10 protein-coding genes are annotated in these 19,568 nt (G+C 34.3%); 8 read left to right on the forward strand and 2 right to left on the reverse strand.

Annotated elements, in window-relative coordinates; all coding sequences use genetic code 11:
- The first annotated feature begins 2 nt into the window (after positions 1 to 2).
- The 8 genes from N0B48_RS08190 (at position 3) to N0B48_RS08225 (ending at position 16,996) form a co-directional block, all read left to right on the forward strand.
- Positions 3 to 470 carry a macro domain-containing protein gene (locus N0B48_RS08190; RefSeq protein WP_259838157.1) on the forward strand — a complete coding sequence of 156 codons (468 nt, stop codon included), beginning with the start codon at positions 3 to 5 and terminating at the stop codon, positions 468 to 470.
- A 177-nt stretch (positions 471 to 647) separates the two neighbouring features.
- Complete coding sequence (locus N0B48_RS08195) at positions 648 to 1,649, forward strand: type IV toxin-antitoxin system AbiEi family antitoxin (RefSeq protein ID WP_259838158.1); 1,002 nt, start codon at positions 648 to 650, stop codon at positions 1,647 to 1,649.
- Positions 1,650 to 1,756: 107 nt separating this feature from the next.
- Positions 1,757 to 3,793 (forward strand): methylation-associated defense system DNA methyltransferase MAD2, encoded by a 2,037-nt coding sequence (gene mads2, locus N0B48_RS08200; protein WP_259838159.1) that lies wholly within the window; start codon positions 1,757 to 1,759, stop codon positions 3,791 to 3,793.
- Positions 3,790 to 5,151 carry a restriction endonuclease subunit S gene (locus N0B48_RS08205; RefSeq protein ID WP_259838161.1) on the forward strand — a complete coding sequence of 454 codons (1,362 nt, stop codon included), beginning with the start codon at positions 3,790 to 3,792 and terminating at the stop codon, positions 5,149 to 5,151. Before mads2 ends, N0B48_RS08205 begins: the two co-directional genes overlap by 4 nt.
- The gene (gene mads6 / locus N0B48_RS08210; RefSeq protein ID WP_259838164.1) at positions 5,139 to 9,281 is read left to right on the forward strand and encodes a methylation-associated defense system protein kinase MAD6; all 4,143 of its coding nucleotides are present in this window, start codon (positions 5,139 to 5,141) and stop codon (positions 9,279 to 9,281) included. The genes N0B48_RS08205 and mads6 overlap by 13 nt, the downstream gene beginning before the upstream one ends.
- A 2-nt stretch (positions 9,282 to 9,283) precedes the next feature.
- Positions 9,284 to 10,846, forward strand: a complete 1,563-nt coding sequence (mads7, locus tag N0B48_RS08215; RefSeq protein ID WP_259838166.1) for a methylation-associated defense system protein MAD7 — start codon at positions 9,284 to 9,286, stop codon at positions 10,844 to 10,846.
- Between the two features lies 1 nt (position 10,847).
- Positions 10,848 to 16,286, forward strand: coding sequence for a methylation-associated defense system ATP-binding protein MAD8 (gene mads8 / locus N0B48_RS08220; RefSeq protein ID WP_259838168.1), 5,439 nt, complete (start codon positions 10,848 to 10,850; stop codon positions 16,284 to 16,286).
- Positions 16,283 to 16,996, forward strand: a complete 714-nt coding sequence (locus N0B48_RS08225; protein WP_259838169.1) for a PP2C family protein-serine/threonine phosphatase — start codon at positions 16,283 to 16,285, stop codon at positions 16,994 to 16,996. Before mads8 ends, N0B48_RS08225 begins: the two co-directional genes overlap by 4 nt.
- 1,642 nt (positions 16,997 to 18,638) lie before the next feature.
- Here the strand turns inward: N0B48_RS08225 and N0B48_RS08230 are convergent.
- Positions 18,639 to 18,965 (reverse strand): helix-turn-helix domain-containing protein, encoded by a 327-nt coding sequence (locus tag N0B48_RS08230; protein WP_259838171.1) that lies wholly within the window; start codon positions 18,963 to 18,965, stop codon positions 18,639 to 18,641.
- A 16-nt stretch (positions 18,966 to 18,981) separates the two neighbouring features.
- Positions 18,982 to 19,311, reverse strand: coding sequence for a hypothetical protein (locus N0B48_RS08235; RefSeq protein WP_349644534.1), 330 nt, complete (start codon positions 19,309 to 19,311; stop codon positions 18,982 to 18,984).
- Between the last annotated feature and the right edge of the window lie 257 nt (positions 19,312 to 19,568).

Raw genomic sequence — 19,568 nt, forward strand, 5'->3', positions numbered from 1 at the left:
CAATGGAAATAATAGAATCTGGAAATATTTTTGAAAGCAATGCACAAACCCTCGTGAATACAGTAAATTGTGTAGGTGTGATGGGGAAAGGTCTTGCTCTGGAGTTCAAGAAAAGATATCCTGAAATGTTTAAAAAATATCAGCAATTATGTAATGACAGGTTACTGGACATTGGTAAGCTATGGCTCTATAAGGGACAGCATAGATGGGTTTTGAACTTTCCAACAAAATATGATTGGCGTCAGCCGAGTACAGCGTACTATCTTGAAAAGGGGCTAGATAAATTTATGGAGACTTATAGGACCAGAGGTATAGAATCAATTGCCTTCCCCCTATTAGGTGCTTCTAATGGAGGAATACCGCCTGAAGTATCACTGAAAATAATGACAGATTATTTGAAAGAGTGCGATATTCCCGTAACCATCTATTTTTCTTATAAGCCAAAGATAGAAGAGCTTTTTAGTAAATGAAATTATACCAGTTTTTGGTCATAAACGTTGATACCATTAACTTAACATTACATTTGCATGGAATACTTCAGGAGTTGAAAATGTTGTTTACAAATAATAGTTAAAATATTTGCCCAGTCAAGAGGTGTTCATTATATTTGAGTGTTCATTGTCACTGAACACTCAAATATAATGAACATGAATAGGAATAATGATTTTATTTATGATGCAGTATCTAAACTGGAGAGTCTAACTCAGACACATATTGAGATAGATAGTAAACGTAAGGAATATGATGCAACACTTACTATTAAAGAAGAGAGGCTAAATATTATAGCCAAATCAGCTATAAGAGATTCTAATATTGGAATGGTCCTAACACCGTTTGTAAATAAGACAAATAATGAAAAAGCAACTATTCTGCTTGTAGCAAAGTATATTTCAAAAAGTTCAGCCTATTTATTGAAGGATAATAATTTAAATTACTTAGATGCATCCGGTAACGCCTTTATAAAAAAAGATGGAATTTTTATCTTCATTGAAGGACAAAAAGGCGATAAATATGATAAAGACCATTCTAGAGCGTTTCAAGAAGCGGGTCTAAAATTGATGTTATTATTGCTTTCGAAGCCAGAAAGTTTAGAATGTTCTTATCGCGAATTATCTGAAAAAACTGATATATCGATAGGATCGGTCAGTAACATTTTCACTGAATTAGAAGATTTAAACTTCATCTTACGGACAAAACAAAAAAGAACAATTAAAAACAAAAAAGACTTAATCGAAAGGTGGGTAATCGCTTATAATGACGTCTTGAAGCCACGAATTTTAAGAAAGCGAATGAAATTTTCGGAATATGTTGATTTTAAAACAGTGAAAAATTTAGCTGATAAAGACAATGTCGTTTGGGGAGGAGAATCTGCGGTGTCAACTTTAGTAAATGATTTCTATCCAGAAAATTTTATGCTATATAGTAATGAAGAAGTGGGAACATTGTCTCAAAAATTTGGATTGTCAGCGGATCCAAATGGAAATGTAGAAATACGTGAGTTTTTTTGGAAATTTAACAATGAAACCATATCAGCACCTCCACTTGTTGTTTATGCAGATTTAATCAGTAGCGGTTTTGAACGTAATATAGAAATAGCAAAAATAATCTTTGAAAATGAGTTGTTACCAAATAATAAAGAATCAAAGTAATAAAGTACATGAATGCGAGATTATTGATCGAATATTGGAAATCCGGTTTGAAGAAATAATCTATAGTCTATTCATTTTAATAAAAAAATAAAAAATTGAAAAATAACATGGCTGCAGAAATAAATGAGCAAGAAGATATATCACTGGAGGACAACCAATTGGTCTGTGTTATCACAGGAGATATTAAAAAAGTTAAAGCGCAAGAAATTAATATACAATCAGTTGCGCTCATGCTTAATGAGGAATATGGTTTTGATTTAGCAGATATGGAGCGTGATTTTAAGATTGAATATACCGATCCAGATAATAATAAGCAGAAAAAGCAAAAAATTGAGCTCGTTGTGTTTGAGCAAGGAAAGTCTCATGATCAAGAACATATTATCCGTATATGCATTGTGCAAGACGATAAGGTAAAAGATACCGACAAAACGAAAGGTCTGGCAGCAACATTAGAAAATGCTATGGGCGCGGTCGAAAACTGTGAGTTTGGTTTATGGGCCAACGGGTCAAGTTATCACTTCTTACAGAAAGAAGATGATACTATGAATTTTGACTATGAATTTACAGATCTATCTGACTTCCCTGGCGAAGGAGAAACATTAGAAGATCTTGATCGGGCAGATCGCTCTAGTAGTAGAAAACCAGCTAACGACTCGCTAATTAAAGTATTTAAACGTTCCCACGACTATATCTATGGAAATGAGGGAAGAAAAAAAGATGCTTTTTGGCAGTTACTATATCTGATATTCTGTAAGCTTTATGATGAAAAGAGGAAATTTATCCCCTCAGAAGATAGCTATCGCAGAAAGTTTTGGGTTGGCGTCAAGGAAAAGAATACAGCAGAGGGGTGTAAAAAGGTATCCGACCGCATCAAAAGTCTTTTTAAGGAACTGAAAGAAGATAAAATTTTTTCGGAAGTATTTTCTGGAAGCGAAGAAATTGAACTAAGAGATAAGGGAATTGCTTTTATCGCCAGCGATCTAGCAAAATATTCTTTTCTTGATGCTTCTATTGACGTAAAAGGAACAGCATATGAAACAATTGTAAGTAACACACTGAAGCAAGAAGCGGGTCAATTTTTTACGCCTCGAAACATAGTAAAAACAATGGTTGAAATGTTGAATCCAAGTGAGGCCGATCGTGTTTTAGATCCTGCATGCGGTTCTGGCGGCTTCTTGGTTATGGTTTTAGATCATGTTCGTAAACAGATTGCCAAAGAACTATACCCTGATCTTGATGGCCCATTATTAACTGAAAAGTTTAATTCATTTGATGTAAATGACCGCGTACGTCAATATGCTGAAAATAGCATCTTTGGATTTGATTTTGACCCCGACTTAAAAAAAGCAGCTAGAATGAATATGGTAATGGCAGGTGATGGACATGCTAACATTTTCCATGTAAACTCCTTGGAATACCCTAATTGGGAGCATCCAGATGAAATTGCTAAAATTAATAGTGCAATTAACCAAAGCCTATTAATGATGAAAGATCTGGAAAATGCCTATGGCACAGATGCTCGAGAAAAATTCGATATGATCTTCACTAATCCGCCGTTTGGAGCAAAAGTCAAGGTAGAGAGAGGAACTATATATAAAGAAGATGGTACACTTAATTATAAGCTAGGTGCGTATAGTGATGCTCCAGAGGTGTTATTTATCGAAGCGTGTTATAACTTCTTAAAACCTGGAGGGAAAATGGCTATAGTTCTTCCAGATGGTATTTTAGGAAATCCAAACACGTTGCCAGTCAGAGTATGGATACTTGATAAATTTAAAATACTCGCGTCAGTAGATTTAGCTGTAGAAGCATTTTTACCTCAAGTTGGTGTCCAAGCTTCATTACTATTCTTGCAAAAAAAGACCGAATTGGATCGCCAGTTAGCTCAAGAGAGCGGCGAGGATTATGATGTGTTCATGGCTATCGCGGAAAAATTAGGCAAAGATAGAAGAGGTAATCCTATTTATTTGAGAGATGAAGAAGGTGCAGAATTGTTATTTGACACTGAAACTCAATATGTAGTTAATAAAAAAAATTCCGTTAAAGAAGTTAAAATTAGAAAGGAAAAATTAAAGCATCTGGATGATGACCTACCTAAAATCAGAGATGAATATTATAAATTTTTAAATAACGATTTATTATGAAAGCCATAAAAATAAAGAATATTGGCTTCGCTGAATCCGATTTAAGATTAGATGCTTCCTATCATTTAAGTGATGGTCCATTAACTAAATTGAAACTTGCAAAATCACCATATAATTTGACATCATTGTCAATAGAGTGTTCAAGAATTTTCTCAGGAAATATCTTCAAAAGATTATTCGTAGAAGGGTTAGAATACGGTTGGCCGTACCTGACAGGTTCCGATATGGTTAATGCTGATATTAATAACGGCAAGTATATCTCAAAAAAATATACAAGTCAGGCTGACAATTTACGAATTCAGAAAGATTGGATACTAATTTCTTGTTCAGGAACTCTGGGTAATTGCGTTTTTACAAATGAAGAATTTGAAGGGAAAGTTGGTACTCACGATCTAATAAGAGCAATTCCAAACGAAAGAAATGTTTTAAAGGGATATCTATACGCTTATCTTGCCTCTAAATATGGGTATGGACTATTGACACAATCCAGTTATGGTGGTGTAATCAAGCACATTGAACCTCATCATATTGAAGATCTGCCAATCCCTATATTAAAAAAAATAAAGCAGCAAGAAATTGACACTTTAATCTTAGAATCAACGAGTCTTCGTGTTGGTGCAAATAGAATGCTGAGAGAAGCCATTGAGTTATTTGAAGGACTTCAAATTGGTCATAAATATGGATCGTCAGCCTGCCAAAACATTTCAATCAAAAGTATTTCGAGTGGATATAAAAGATTCGATTCTTCTTATGCAATAGTCGGTAAAAAGGTAAAAGATTCTTTGAGCAAAGTGGGACTAACTTTCAAAACCATTAGAAGCCAAACCAGCGGTATTTTTATTGGACCACGCTCAAAAAGGAACTATGTTGATTTAGGTATCCCATTTTTATCAACTTCTACCATGCAGAAAGCTAATCCAACAAAAACAGAGAAATTCATAGGTAAAAAAGGCTCTGAAGGATTTATAGTTGAAGAAGGATGGCTTCTTACAACGCGAAGTGGAACTTTGGGAGATACTGTATACACACTCCCGTGTTTTTCCGGCTACGCAGTTTCGGAAGACGCTATACGGATAGTAATCAAACAAGAATCCGAATTATCGAGAGAATATATTTATGCATTTCTAAAGTCAGAATTGGGGAAAAGTTCCTTGTTATCTGGCTCATATGGCTCGGTAATTCAACACCTAAATGAAGACTACATCGCAGATATAAAAGTTCCAATATTAGATCCGGAGGAAATTCTCTTCATTGAAGAGAAGATTACTCAACATATCTATGATTTAAATCAAGCTATTTTAATGGAAAATCAAGCAATAAATCTTGTTGAAAAAGAAATTGAATCATGGCAAAAATAATTAAACCTCCCTATTTTGATTCGGTTGTAAATGCTGGAGAAAAGCGTTTACTTGACTTTCTGGAGGTAAACCTTCCAGACTCCTTTCATTTAATTCCAAACGTCGAAATTGCGTCTACAAATCCTCGTAATAATCGAACTCAATATTGGGAGTATGACATTATTGTTGTGGCACCCCATGCAATTTATAATATTGAAAACAAAGACTGGAAAGGCCGGATCGAAGGGGATGATAATTATTGGTATGTAAATGATAAACAGCGAAATAACCCCTTGAAAACCGGGAGGCAGAAAACCGCAATTCTTGCTTCAAAACTACAAGAGCATAATTTTTCTTGGGGTAAAGTTTGGGTTCAAAATATGGTGACTTTATCTTTTCCTAATACTTATGAACCGTCATTGTGGAAGGAAGCTGGAAAACTTACTTTTCAGCTCAACGAGAAACTGATCGCTTATTTAAAAGATCCTTATCAAATTGGACAACTAAAGGGTGACATCGCGGAGATTCAAGCTAATTTGGTTCAGTTCTTAACCGGTGAACAGAGCCAGAAAGCACCTAATGAAAAGCGCGAAGTTGAAGGTTATGAAATCATAGAGCTATTGCATCAAGAGAATAACTACGCTGAATATCTCGTGAAGCCCAAAGGTGTCACATCATCAATTCAGAAGAGAGTAAAAGAATATGCATTGCAAGTCAGTGGATTAAGTGAGGAGGAATTATTAGCAAGGGAAAATCAAATAAACAATCAGTATAGGGCGCTTAATAGAATAAAAGCTAAGCCATTCATTCTTAATGTTGAATTTCGAATAGATGAAGAAAATCATCTTTTCTATGAAATATCTGACTATTTAGATGAAAATTCACTAAAAGCAGAAATGCGTTCCAAAACATTTACGTTCCAGGAAAAGATAGATATCATCCGAAATATTATGGCTGCGCTGAAAGAAGCACATAAAGAAAACGTATTTCATAGAGATGTCAACCCGGAAAATATATTCATGACCGGCGGCTATGCTTACTTGGGAAATTTCGGAAAATCTTATTTCTCTGATGAGTCAAGGCAAGGTTATACCGTTATGCCTACTATTAGTGAAAGCAATGCTACTGCATATCATCCCCTAGAACTCACCATTGGTGATGCTTCAAGAGCTTCTGATATTTACTCGCTAGGAGTATTAATCTACTGGCTATTTACTGGGCTTGAGCCTGTTAAGACTCCGTTCGAATTAAATAACCTATCAGGAAAACTGCCTGAAGATAGGTTACCCTCAAAGATTAATAGTGCCCTGCCAAAATGGTTAGATGAGTTGTGTAATAACACGATATTGGTAGACGAAAGTCTCCGTTATGATAGTATAGAGGAGTTGGAAGAATTCTTTAATAAAGCCTTGAAAGGAAATCCATCTTCTGCTCCTGAAACTAAGATTGTGCAAATGGCTGCTCCAGCAATTGATACATATGACATAAAAGAAGGGGATTCCTTTGAGCGAGTTTATCTGATTCAGAAGATATTAGGGAAAGGGGGTTACTCACGAGTATTCAAGGTACTCCAACAATTGCAAGGAGAATCCTTTACACTTAAACTTTTTCACGAAAGTGTTAATGCACAATCAGTAATTGATGAATATAAGGCCTTAAAAAAATTGGACCATCCTAATATTGTTAAATTCGTTGGGAATGGGAAATCCATAGATGGACAGTTTTATACTATCATGGAATATCTTGAAGGAGAAAACTTAAGTATCTATACTCGTACAGACGCACGATTATCTATTAAGAGAGTTTTCCAGGTGGCTAAAGATATACTAAGCGCATTGGTGGCCATGCAATCTCTTGATAAACCAATTTTACATAGAGACGTGAAACCACAGAATATCGTATGGGATAATGAGCAAAGATTTGTTCTAATTGACTTTAATGTTGCGTCATTTGCAGACGACAATAACGATTTTGTCGGCACCAATCCTTATCTAGCACCAGATTTAATAATTGATGGAACGAAAATAAAATGGAATACTTCTGCTGATACTTTCGCATTGGGCATTACGCTTTATGAATTGTTATGTAAGCAATATCCCTGGTCACCAGGGAAGTTGCCGATCTTGAGTAAAGAGCCAATCAATCCAAAACAGATTGAAGAACGGTTATCTGATGATTTTGCTAATTACATTTTAAGAGCAATAAATCCTAGGTCTGAAGGTAGATTTACAACAGCGAAAGAAATGCTAGATGCCCTTCTTGTATTTGGTGAAGACGGAATATTAGAGAGTAAGAAAGAGCAATCCAGCATACAAGTTGAATTTGCCAAACAAGAAGACTTTGTTAAATATATCAACTCTTTGTTCAGTCAATCTAAACACGGTAATTCCGGAACAAGGGCAAATTTTAATACAAGTAATTTTGATCAAATTACCTATACACCAACCAAATTGGATAATCACCTTATTCCAGCGGTTTTGGATGGGCAGTTTAAGTTGCTGATTATAACAGGTAATGCGGGTGATGGTAAAACTGCATTTATTAGAAAGATCGAGGAAGATAAAAATATCACTAATATCACACGTTTTGATCATAAAAATGGGGCTAAGTTTAGAATTAATGGAATCCTCTTTGAAAGTAACTATGATGGTTCACAAGACGAGGATGAAAAAGTTAATCATGATGTGCTTGAAAATTTTTTTCTGCCATTCGAAAATTTAAGTAATTATAATGATGCTGCAGAAGGGAGAATTATTGCCATCAATGAAGGGAGACTAGTTGAGTTTCTAAAAACAACATCAAAACACAATCAATTACATGATAACATTGAGAATTACTTTTATAATGAAGGTCATCATGAACTTCCTGATGGTTTGATGATTATTAACCTGAATTTGAGGTCAATTGTTGCGAAGAATCTTAATGAACCTAGTTTATTCAGACAGCAAATAAAAGCACTTACAAAAAAAGAACTTTGGAAACAATGTGATGGTTGCTCTTTGGCAAACAAATGCTTTATAAAATACAATGTTGAGTCGTTTAATGATTCTGCCACTGGCGATGAGATTATAACTCGTATGGAGTGGCTGTTGAGAACTGCGACTCTTAAGCGAGAATTGCATGTTACCATGCGTGATTTACGTTCTTTTATTGCTTACACCTTGACTCGTGATTATGATTGTGCAGATGTCGAAGGATTATATAATGTGAACAGTGACTCTCCTGAAATTTTTTGGCAAAATTATTACTTTAACATTACTAATCCGATGTGTGATGATTTAGGAAATCAAGACCGACTAATCAAATTGCTACGTGAAACTGATATTGGTGAGGTAGCAATTCCGGATTTAGACCGTGATTTGTTTTTTGGTATACACCAGAGCAAGTCCTATTTAGAATTTGCTGAGAGAGAGATTAATCTACTAGATGCGTTTAATGCAGTTGAGAGATTAAAACCAACTTATGAACAAGACGATATTGAAGTACTAAGAATTAAGTCTATCCAGAAAAATTTTGTAAGACATCAATATTTTGAAGGTAAAGCAGGCTTAATAAGCGTTTCATACACTCAAGTGAAAGATCCTAATGAGGGTTATAACCAGTTACCTTCATATCTTTTGCGGTTGCCTTATCACTCTGTCTTCAAATTTGTCAGAGTACTTAGTGACGGTGATATAAATAATGATACAAAAACTAGTATTTCAAGAGCGATATCATTAAATGAAGGGTGTGATAATGCTGCAATTGATAGGGAGTACTTGATTTTATCCTCAACTGAGATTAATGATCCATTTAGTAAATCATTTCGGTTATTTAACTTGGATGATTTTGAATTGTTTGTGAATAGAACTGGTCATTTAGTTCAGTATCTTGAATACGAACCAGATAGTTTGACTTTCAGGCACAAAACACAGAAGCATATTAAATTGACCATATCCCTGGATTTATATGAAATGCTTCATTTCATTCAGCAGGGCTTTAGTCCTTCGCTTAATGATCTAAGAGGGAAGTTTGTAGAACTAATTATATTCAAGAACCTGTTAGAGAATCTTAACTATAATGAAGTTGTTGTGACGAAAGATAACATCGCTTTTTTCAGAATCAGTAGGGACGAACAGAGTCGTCTGCATTTACAACCAATGGTTATATAATTATGGCAATTAAATTAAACAAAGAGGAAAGTTTATTTAGAAATGAACTGATTTTTACAGTTGATGCGAAGGCAATAAATATTGATAATACAATGGTTAATTTGTTTATGCTCCTTAAGCATAATGGAAACAGGCCAAAACAGAGAGCTCGTTCTGCAGAGAATGCATTTATTGAAATTCACACGTTGAAAAAAGTATTCACCAAACTTGAAGAGGATGGCTCAATTTTAGGATTTAAAGATAATCCAGAAGCAGCAGAGCTATGGATGAGGAGTAACTTGGTAAATATGGTTTACAGGGGAAATATCGATAAAGAGAAAGTTTCTTCGCTTAGACCAATACATCTTGAGTGCTACAGAGTTAGAAATGCAGCTAATACAAGAGATTATAATACTGCAGATCAGGTATACCTAATGCTTTCTGCCAATCCAACTGTAAAAGAAGATTTGAAAGACTTTTTAATGGAGGGGTGGGACCAAACTACTAATAAAATCAATGCCAACAACGGATTGGACGTGGATAGTTTGGGGCTACTACACATTATCAAAAATGTAAAACCGGGATTTTTGGAAAGTAGTTCTAACCTTAACCAAATCTATCCGATACTGCAAAAACAAGCCGAATTATTTTGCGACGATGTTAGAAGACTTTTAGTTTACAAAAGACTAATTCCAAGAAATGTATTGATAGACTACCTGAAAACAATAACATCCTTTCATCTTTCTATTTACATCCAAAAATTAATTCACCTTCTACCAAAAATGATAGAAAGTGGTACTTCGGATATAAATGATGACTGGAATATTGTATTGGATGCAACTGATAATCACGAAAGCAAAGCGGCTAAAATAGCAGCTAATGATGCTGAAAGTTTAATAAATAAAGTGTACGACTATGTAAAAGCTACTTTCCAAGTCAATGCGACATTGCGAAGGTTAAAGTTGGATAAAAACAATTCAGAAAACATAGAAAAAGCACTCCAGGTATTAAAAGATAAGCCATCAGATTTCGAAATTTACTTTGAAACACAATGGGACAATCTCTATAACTCACTGGAAGAAGAAGACAAACTAATGATAGAAGATATGGTGCGGTATGAGGATACGTACTTTGATCGATATATAGAAACGATTCTTAAAGCAAGGGGAACATACCAATATCGTTATCATATCCAATTAATTGATAACCTTTCTCAAAAAAATAATGAGCGTGGGTTTATGGCTCAAGGTAGAAGTCGCAAACACCCAAGGCGTTTTGTTTTAGGTACACGGCTTCTAGAAACATTAGTTCAAATACTTGTATTGGAATCAAAAGATAACCAGTTCAACACGCGAACGCTATCAATCGAAGAACTTATTCAGAGTATCAGAGATAGATACGGATTGGTGATAAATGGACTGAATGAAGATCGGTTTGCAGATGCGGATTTACAAACCCATTTAGCATTCAAAGAAAATGTTGATGCTTTTAAAAGAAAACTTCGTCAAATAGGTTTTTATAATGATTTAAGTGACGCTTACATTCTTCAAAGAATAAGACCTCGTTATGAACTAAACGCTCAGTAAAATGGAAATTTTGAAAACGCCTAATACATATTATAGAAGAATAATTGATCTCATCCTTGAACTTCATAAGGGAGATCTCAGTAAGACTATTGCTGGGCACTGTATGAAAATAACTGGTTTGGGGCTTAACGAACTTGATTTTTTATGGAATGTGATTCATGTTCAATATCCAAACATTGATACTTTTATAGTTTCAGAAGAAAGGAATGATGATAGAAAATTTATCTCGGCAACTAAATTAATTGAATTAAGAAATAAACAAGATGCACCATTGTTGGTGCTGATACCTTCTAACAGCAGAACTGCTGCTGAAGATTCATATGGTAATGCTACTTTCAAGGAAATTTCTTTAGAAGGTATAGAGGCTAATCTTAAGAACGACTTATTAGATAAAATACCTGATAGATGGGCTCATATCATTAGAAATGAAGTATTAAATTACCTGAAAGCTTACGATGTAAGCATTGTAAATGTTATTAAATATTTGCTAGCCTTAGAAGAAGATGGCTATTCAAATAAAGCCATTGGAGACAATTTATATTTATTGAATTTAATACCAGACTCAATTTTGGTTCAGGAAACAGAAAAGATCAGGTCTAGATTAAATTTCAATATTTTAAGTACGACACTATTAAGCTCATTTAGTAAACCTCTATACGAAAGGATTTCTGAGCTTCCATTAGAGCCTAATACATTGCAAAAGGAAGTTGTAAATTTTATTAAGGCCGAAAAAGAGGCAAGAAATGCAGAAGAAATTTGCAGACTTATCTCTGAAAAATACCCACAATTAAATTTTTCTAATTGGAAGATTCCGGATTTAGATTTTACGCATATCAAACTTTTTACTGAAGAAATCAAATCAACCGATTTTAAGATTGAGGAGGGTAAAAAAGTTCTTCATGTAGAGGAAAATAAAATTTCGAAGGTTCGTATTCGATTTAGGACTAATCCTAATCCCAAAGATATATCGGATCTAAAGTATTTTAAAGTCATATTAATGTCGGTTGACGGTGGTGCGGGTGAGGAAATTTCTGTTTTACGACAACTTAAAAATACAGCTTCAAACCGTCCTTTCCGAGAAGCAACCGTAGAATTGAACGCCAATATTATCGAAGAGGGCTCTTATTTTTTCAAGGTATTAGCTGAAAATGATCACGGAACTGTTTTAAATGGAGACGATGATTTTAAAGAGCCTAAAATTCAAAAGGCTTGGGAGGAAGCTAAATTGCAGGATGAAAATAGTGCCAAGAGCAATTTTCCTTATAAGCTAATTTGTGATTCTGAAGATTTCGATTATGTGGTAGATGAAACTGTTGAACGCAACAACGATCATCGAAAGGATAAATTAAACAACGTATTACAAGCTTATTTCAAATATAGAATTGAAAAACTTAAATATGAGGAAGAATTAGATGAACCTATTCCGAATGAAAATTCAAATATTTGGCTTAATGATTTAAGGAAGCACACCTCGACTTTTCATATTAATTATTCAGAAAAACACAATTATCAGATTAATCTATCTTCAAAATTACGTGAAATTGAAATAGCATTTTTAAAAAACGGTAATAGCTTTGGGTATGTCAAAGGTGTACTAAAAAGCAACTCTTCTGCTGTTGGCTATGAGAGTCTACAATTTGTAGAAAGTGAATTAACAAGAGTCATTCCTATTGCGATATTAAAACTTAGAGAAGATATTTTTTCAAGTATTCAGATGTCAAACGAGGCTGGGGACGGTGTTTTTGAGACGGCCGATATATTTAATTATCGTGAAAAAATTAAAGAATATATTCAACAACTGACTGACTGGACTACTTGTCTTAATGAAAAAGTTTCCAATGACAATATAAGCTCAGAAGAGAAGAGTAAAATACAACATTTTCTAACGGAACTACAAATACTAGATATCGCCAGGATTAAAACTAAGCTTCCTGATGGACAGCGTACCGAGGCTCTTTTGCTTTCTCCATTGCATCCATTACGTCTAGCTTGGTCTTTACAGTTGATGGAGGTATTTAACGACTGGGAACAGAAAACAGAAAATTACCATGGTTATAGAGGCACATGGACGAAAAATCTTGAATACCTATTTGAAGGACAGCTTTCTCCTGAAAATAACCCTTTAGTTTTAGTTGAACCAAACTCATTTAAAAGTTATCATTATTCGGGTGAATTAGCGTACGGTTGGGGATTATACCTGAATGTATTAGCCGATGAATCGAAAAATGGAATGACATCGGTCTCAAGACAAATGAAACATTATTTCAGGCAGTTGTTTAATATCACGAGGGATAATTATGTTGAAACGGACATTAGCCAGAAATTGGTAGTTCGTCACATTAAAAATTATCTTTCGCAGCACCCTTACACCGATAAGCTCATTATCAATCTCATAAATTCTGGGGACACCTCTGTATTTGCTGACGCATTTGTTGAATTGGAAAAAGAGCATTCTTTTAAGGGAATTAAATATGAAGTTAGAATATTTAAAGGTGATGATAAAATTATCGAACATGGTGAAGCTCTTACAAATCTAATAAATCCAGAGTTTAATGTTTCTGAAGAAGCGGAAGCTTTTTCGCAACCGTCGAAAAACCGATTATTTCCAAAACTTAGATTTTCAATCAACAGCATATCAGAATATCTAACAAATCCTTTTAGATTTACATCGCATTTAAGCTTTTTAATAAGCCCATTTCCTATTACAGTAGAGTTAATCAAACCATACAGAAATAATAGAAATTTTTATCTTAATGGACTCTTGACAGAATCAACTGTTACGGTCGACGAAAATAGCACTGAAATAAAATGGAATCGTTTTATTGTTGGTAATAGCCTATCTCTTTCAGATTCTGGTGCTGGCGTATTAGGTATTAAACTATTTGACAATATTCAATCATTTATAGGCGGTGCATTAGCGTCAAAACATACAGATTCCATACCTTCAACACAGTTAAGACTAAATGATAAAGATAAAGTATTACTAACTCATTTACACGACTACTCTGATTGGGTGGTGACTTTTGACAGAAATCTTGGCCCTCAGATATTTGATCAACCCTCAAAAGATGGGAATATTCCATTTCTTCTAGATTATGTTCCTGGTGAAGAGGTGACCGGGGTTACATCATATTTAACGACAAGACCCACATCAGAAGTTTTAGGCTTACTTGGTCCGCATTTCAAAGAATTCAACTTAGATATTCACGAACCAAGTGACGAAAAGAAAATAAAAATATTACTCGAAGATTTAAGGGCTGTCAGTAGCTCACTAGTCCTACAGCTTAATTCATCAAAAAATAAGGCTTTTGAGGTAATTGGATCTGCTTTTACCAAACGGATACTTGAAAAGAAAGGATTTTTAGAAGAAGCTTTTTTGATTCCAATTGATTTACATCAAAATCTTTTTGAAAACTTACCAATTGATAGTAAAAGCCGTGCAGATAATTTGTTGGTGTCTTTTAACCTTGAAAAAAAAGAAATTAATATATCCATTATTGAGATTAAATGTAGGAAATCACTTGGTGAAGCAGAAAGCCATGAACTAAAAGAAAAAATAAAAGAACAAATTGAAAATACAATTACGGCTCTTAGAACTCACTATGATCCTGAATACCATTTATCGTTCGATAGGCTGGATAGAGAAATCAAGAACAAGGAGTTAAAGTCTTTATTAAGCTTTTACATAGAAAGGGCTCACCGTTATGAATACTTAAATGAAAATGCTTATGAAAGTTACATAGAATTCCTGCAATATTTAGATGGTGGATTTAAGCTAAAGTTTAACAAGCTTGGATTTATATTTAATTTTTCAGCTTCCAAAAAACACCATAAGGAAGTTATAGATCATGATTTGACATTTTTCATCTTTGGAGGAAAGTTAGTTGAACAGATTCTTGACCCAGATTCCGATCTTAATACTAGAAGATTAGAAGAAAATGATTTTGATGCCGAATTAAGTTCGGCGATTGGTGCAAACAGGGCTTTAAAACCATTCATTCAGAAATTCAAGGCCAAAGAGTTTCCTGAGAGTGATGTAGTGAAAAATGATTCAACTTCTAAATCCCAATGGGAAGAACCTATTGACATAAAATCTCCTGCTGTGAAAAAATCAGTTGCTGTTGAATCGAAAGAAGAGCTTAAATTAACTCTTCAGTCGGGTAGCGGGGGCATAATTGACAAAATCGAATCTGGTGAAGAGATTATCCAGAATATTGTTCACACAACACCAGTCTATGATCTTTTGATTGGAAAAGGCTCTCCTAGCAATCAGTTTGGAATATTAGGAGAAAGTCTGCATGGTAAAAAAATAGCAATTGATTTAAGTGAAACAAATACCATTAGTTTATTTGGAGTTCAGGGAGGCGGTAAAAGTTACACTATTGGTACCATTTCAGAGATGGTATTAAAACAATTCAATAATGTAAATGAACTTCCAGCCCCTCTTGCAGGTGTGATTTTTCACTATAGTGAAAGTATGGACTATGAGCCAGAGTTTACCTCTATGATTTATCCAAATGATCAAGGTGCCGAGCTTATAAAGTTAAAAGAGAGGTATGGGGCTGACCCAGATAATGTAGAAGATGTTATTATACTAACTCCTAGGGATAAAATCGAAGAAAGACAATCGGAATATCCTTCCATTGAAGTTTTGCCTATTGCGTTTAACTCTAAGGAGCTAAGTGTTCAGGATTGGATGTTTTTACTTGGTGCGGTCGGAAATGATTCTGCTTACATAAAGCAACTTAAAGCCATTATGAAAGAACACCGAAGAAATATTACACTTGATGGAATCGTCGAAAGTGTTGAATCATCTGAATTGCTGTCTAACTCTCAAAAAGCGCTGGCTCGGCAAAAATTAAGTTTCGCAAGAGAGTATATCGATGATAGCTATACTCTCAGAGATTCACTCAAGCCAGGCAGGCTAATTATCGTGGATCTAAGAGATGAATTTATAGTAAAAGACGAAGCTCTTGGATTATTTGTAATCATGCTAAACGTGTTTTCAGCTGTAAAAAATCTGAACGGGGGTCATTTTAATAAATTTATCGTGTTTGATGAAGCTCATAAATATATGGATAACAAAGACCTAACAGGTAATATTGTAACTGCTATCCGTGAAATGAGACATAAAGGGGTGAGTATAATGATTGCTAGTCAGGATCCTCCTAGCTTGCCAAATGAAATAATTGAGCTTAGTTCTATTGTGTTGTTACATAAGTTCAACAGCCCTCAATGGTTGAAACACATTCAGAAATCTATTACACAACTTTCAACCCTTGGTCCGGCAGATATGAGTTCATTGATGCCAGGTGAAGGCTTTTTATGGGCTACGAAAGCAACAGACAAAGCGATCTCTGTTAAACCTGTCAAAATATCAACAAGACCTAGGGTGACTAAACATGGGGGAGGAACAATACAGGCAACAGGAGGAAAATGAAATCTATTATATTAACGCATAAAGGTAAACGAAAAATAAACCAAGACTATGTCTTGGTTCAGAATCTTAATCCTAACACTTTTCTTTTCATTGTGGCTGACGGCATGGGGGGGTATGAGCAGGGGGAAATAGCTGCACGGTTAGTATCAGAAAACATACTTACTTATCTATCATCCGTACCCTATATCGATCCGAATCATGTTCAGAAAGCAATAAATAAAGCAAATCTCGTAATACGGCAATTCAAGGAAAAAGAAGGAATAAAACTGGGAACAACTGTTGGAGGTGCAATTGTCACGTCGAAAGAAGCTTTATGTTTTTGGGTCGGAGATGTGAAAATTTTTCATTTCAAGAATAATATACTTCAAAAAGAGTCTTATTCACATACTCTTATGAATGAGGTCATCGATAAAGGTTCTATCGTAAATCCCGAACAGATCATTAAGTACAAACATGTTGTGACGCGATCAGTTCAGGGTGAAGTAAACAGGTCACAGTTAGACTATTTTAAGGTAGAACTGGTTGAAGATCAAGATGTATTTGTAATTTGTTCTGATGGAGTTAGTGACATTTTGAATGGTATCCAAATTCAACAAATTTTGGATAGTACTAAATCAAATATTGACGCAATGGATATCATTGAAAAACGATTACTCGAAGAGGCTAAAGATAATTTCTCCTTGATACTTGCAAATTTTAAGCAGGCTTAGTGATGGATTTTTGTATTATGAATCACTTTGAATAACAATCTACCTAAACATGAGTGGAGCTCCAAAAAAGTGCGGTTGATAACCACATTTAAATACTATTATGTACTTTAGCATTAACGACAAGATTATGAAAAACGCTTCTATCAAATTAGAATTAACTTGCACAGTTTCTGATCACACCTAACAGATTTCGATTTAAACGAACGAATTTTGCAGGTGATCATAGATAATTCACGAGGTCTATCTGATATTTTATCAACTTCTGACTCAAAAATTAGTGTGAATTGCTGTGATATAAACTCGAAATGCGACTTAACTCCTTGATTTAAAGTGTCGACAGGTTGAAAAATAGAAATTTGGTTTTGCTACTGCCGTTTATGTATGCCGGTTGATACTTACATATTGCGTGAATTTTATGACTATAAAGTTAAAACCTTATTGTTTTTTTCATTACCGTTTAAAGTTTTCTTACTCAACCCACACATCATAGTCAAGTAACAATACCGTTTAAATGGGTAAAATTCCAAATGATGAGTAAGAAAATTTGGGGGTTGATTTAATTGCTGACCGGAATGTCGTCTGTGAGGATTGAGGTAAATTTAGAATAAAAATGGGTATAAAATAATTTGTTTTTTCTTGTATTATTTGATTGGAACGAAATCATCTCTTTTCGTTTCTTTGCAATGTTTATCGATATTTGGATGAAATTTGTTCCTCAATTGTTCCTTGTTCTATTTAATCGACTAGTAATCAGGTGTTTTGAAGTTTTGTATCGGAAAATAGATGCTGTTTTAGATTATATAGATTACAATTACAATGATACGAAAAGAGTAATGCATCGGATAACAAACGCCCATCCCTAAAATACTGTCATACAATCGGTGAAATCCTGGCAAATTACTCACTTGCTGAAAGACTCTGCAGAGTATCATCATTCTGCACAATATACCAAAATATAATGTCGGGAAGTTTGTCTATGTTGCCAAACAGGATATTGATCCTATTCTAAAAAGATTTATTCTAGCAGACCATAAGTATTAAATCTTGATTGGCCAAGCGTACTTCATGCCCGGGCAATATCGCTCGTGAAATTTATTAGGTCAGATAAAACCTATCTAATTTTATGAGACTTGGTATTTCAGATTTAATGATTCAATGTCGAATCTTCCTGACATGTTGATTTTATTAATTTTTCGGACTTTTCGGATTGTCAAAATACATATTTTTTACATTGGAGTTGGTTTATTACCAACTTCAATGTAACTTATAAAAAGAATATGCATCAGGATGATCTTTTATATTTTCCTTCTTTTCCAAACCTTTCCGATTGAGTTTCTAACGGGTAGTAAAATGATGCCTATCAAAAACCTTTTGATTCAAATACTTTAATTGTAAACAAAAAAAATCATATGACAATTGAGACTATCAAACCCGAACAGACAATTATTGTTCTTGGAGGTCATAAACTTCCGGCGTTAAAGGATGGGATTTATGATCGATTCCGCTCAAATCCGCCATTATCTGTCATTGAAAAGAAAGACCGGATATTTATCTTAGCTGGTTCAAGACCATCCAGAAAGCCTCAACGCCCAATTAAGGAGTTTTATGATAGGGGATGCGTAAGAAGTTGATATTTTGTATACTATTGAAATATCCTTCGCCATTTGGTCATCGTGTTTTTGCTCAATCCAAAGTGCTCCGCTACCTGAATATTGTTCATTCTATGATTCTTCTGGTAATCAAGAATACGTATTATATCTGTTTTATTGTAGGAGCGAAGTTTTTGATTCATCTTTTTTGCATCTTGATTTTTGGTGCCAAAAATTCTGTTATTCAGTTCCAGAATGTCCATAGCAGAAAGCATTTTTTTTTCTAATAATTTTTCGCATTCTGCTTTCTTATGAGGGAATTTTCGTTCAATGATGTCTGAATAGATCAGTTTATAATTTGGTTGATTCTGTTTTTCCATTTCTGATTTGATGATGTTATTTATTATTTTTTGCTACCCACTTGCATAAAGTGGTATAAGGAATCCTGTATTCATCGGTAATTTGCCGCTTAGTCTTTTCTTGCTTCTCTATGAGCTCCATAATAAAATCTATCATTTCCCGGGTATAGATGTTCTTCCTGAAGCGGGGTAGTTTTGAGACAGTGGATTCCCGGATTGAGGCAGAAGGTGGGGCATAGAGGATCAAATGCTGTGAATATAGTCTGAAGAAATCATATTCAAGCAGTTTGCTCCATCTCAGTAAGATATTAGTGGATAGGTCTTCCTGTAGGTACATTTCGTTGATTTCAACTTCTGTACATTTCATAAAGTTGCAGATCCGGGTTAAGTCAATCTTGCTTTCCTTAACGCGCAGATGAATGAACTTTCCAATATGAATATTTCTAAAATTTGTAGTCATAAGCAGTATTAGTTTTAATAGGAGAGGGAAGGACATTATTATGTTATAAATCAATAACTGGATGATATTGATTTTATAAATTCCATACTAATAAAATATTGTTGATATGTTATTAGTACAAGTTTTTTATCATGATGGAATTTCATGACTAAAATCTTGTAAGC

It is taken from the genome of Chryseobacterium herbae, assembly GCF_025154075.1.
Lineage (GTDB): Bacteria > Bacteroidota > Bacteroidia > Flavobacteriales > Weeksellaceae > Chryseobacterium > Chryseobacterium herbae.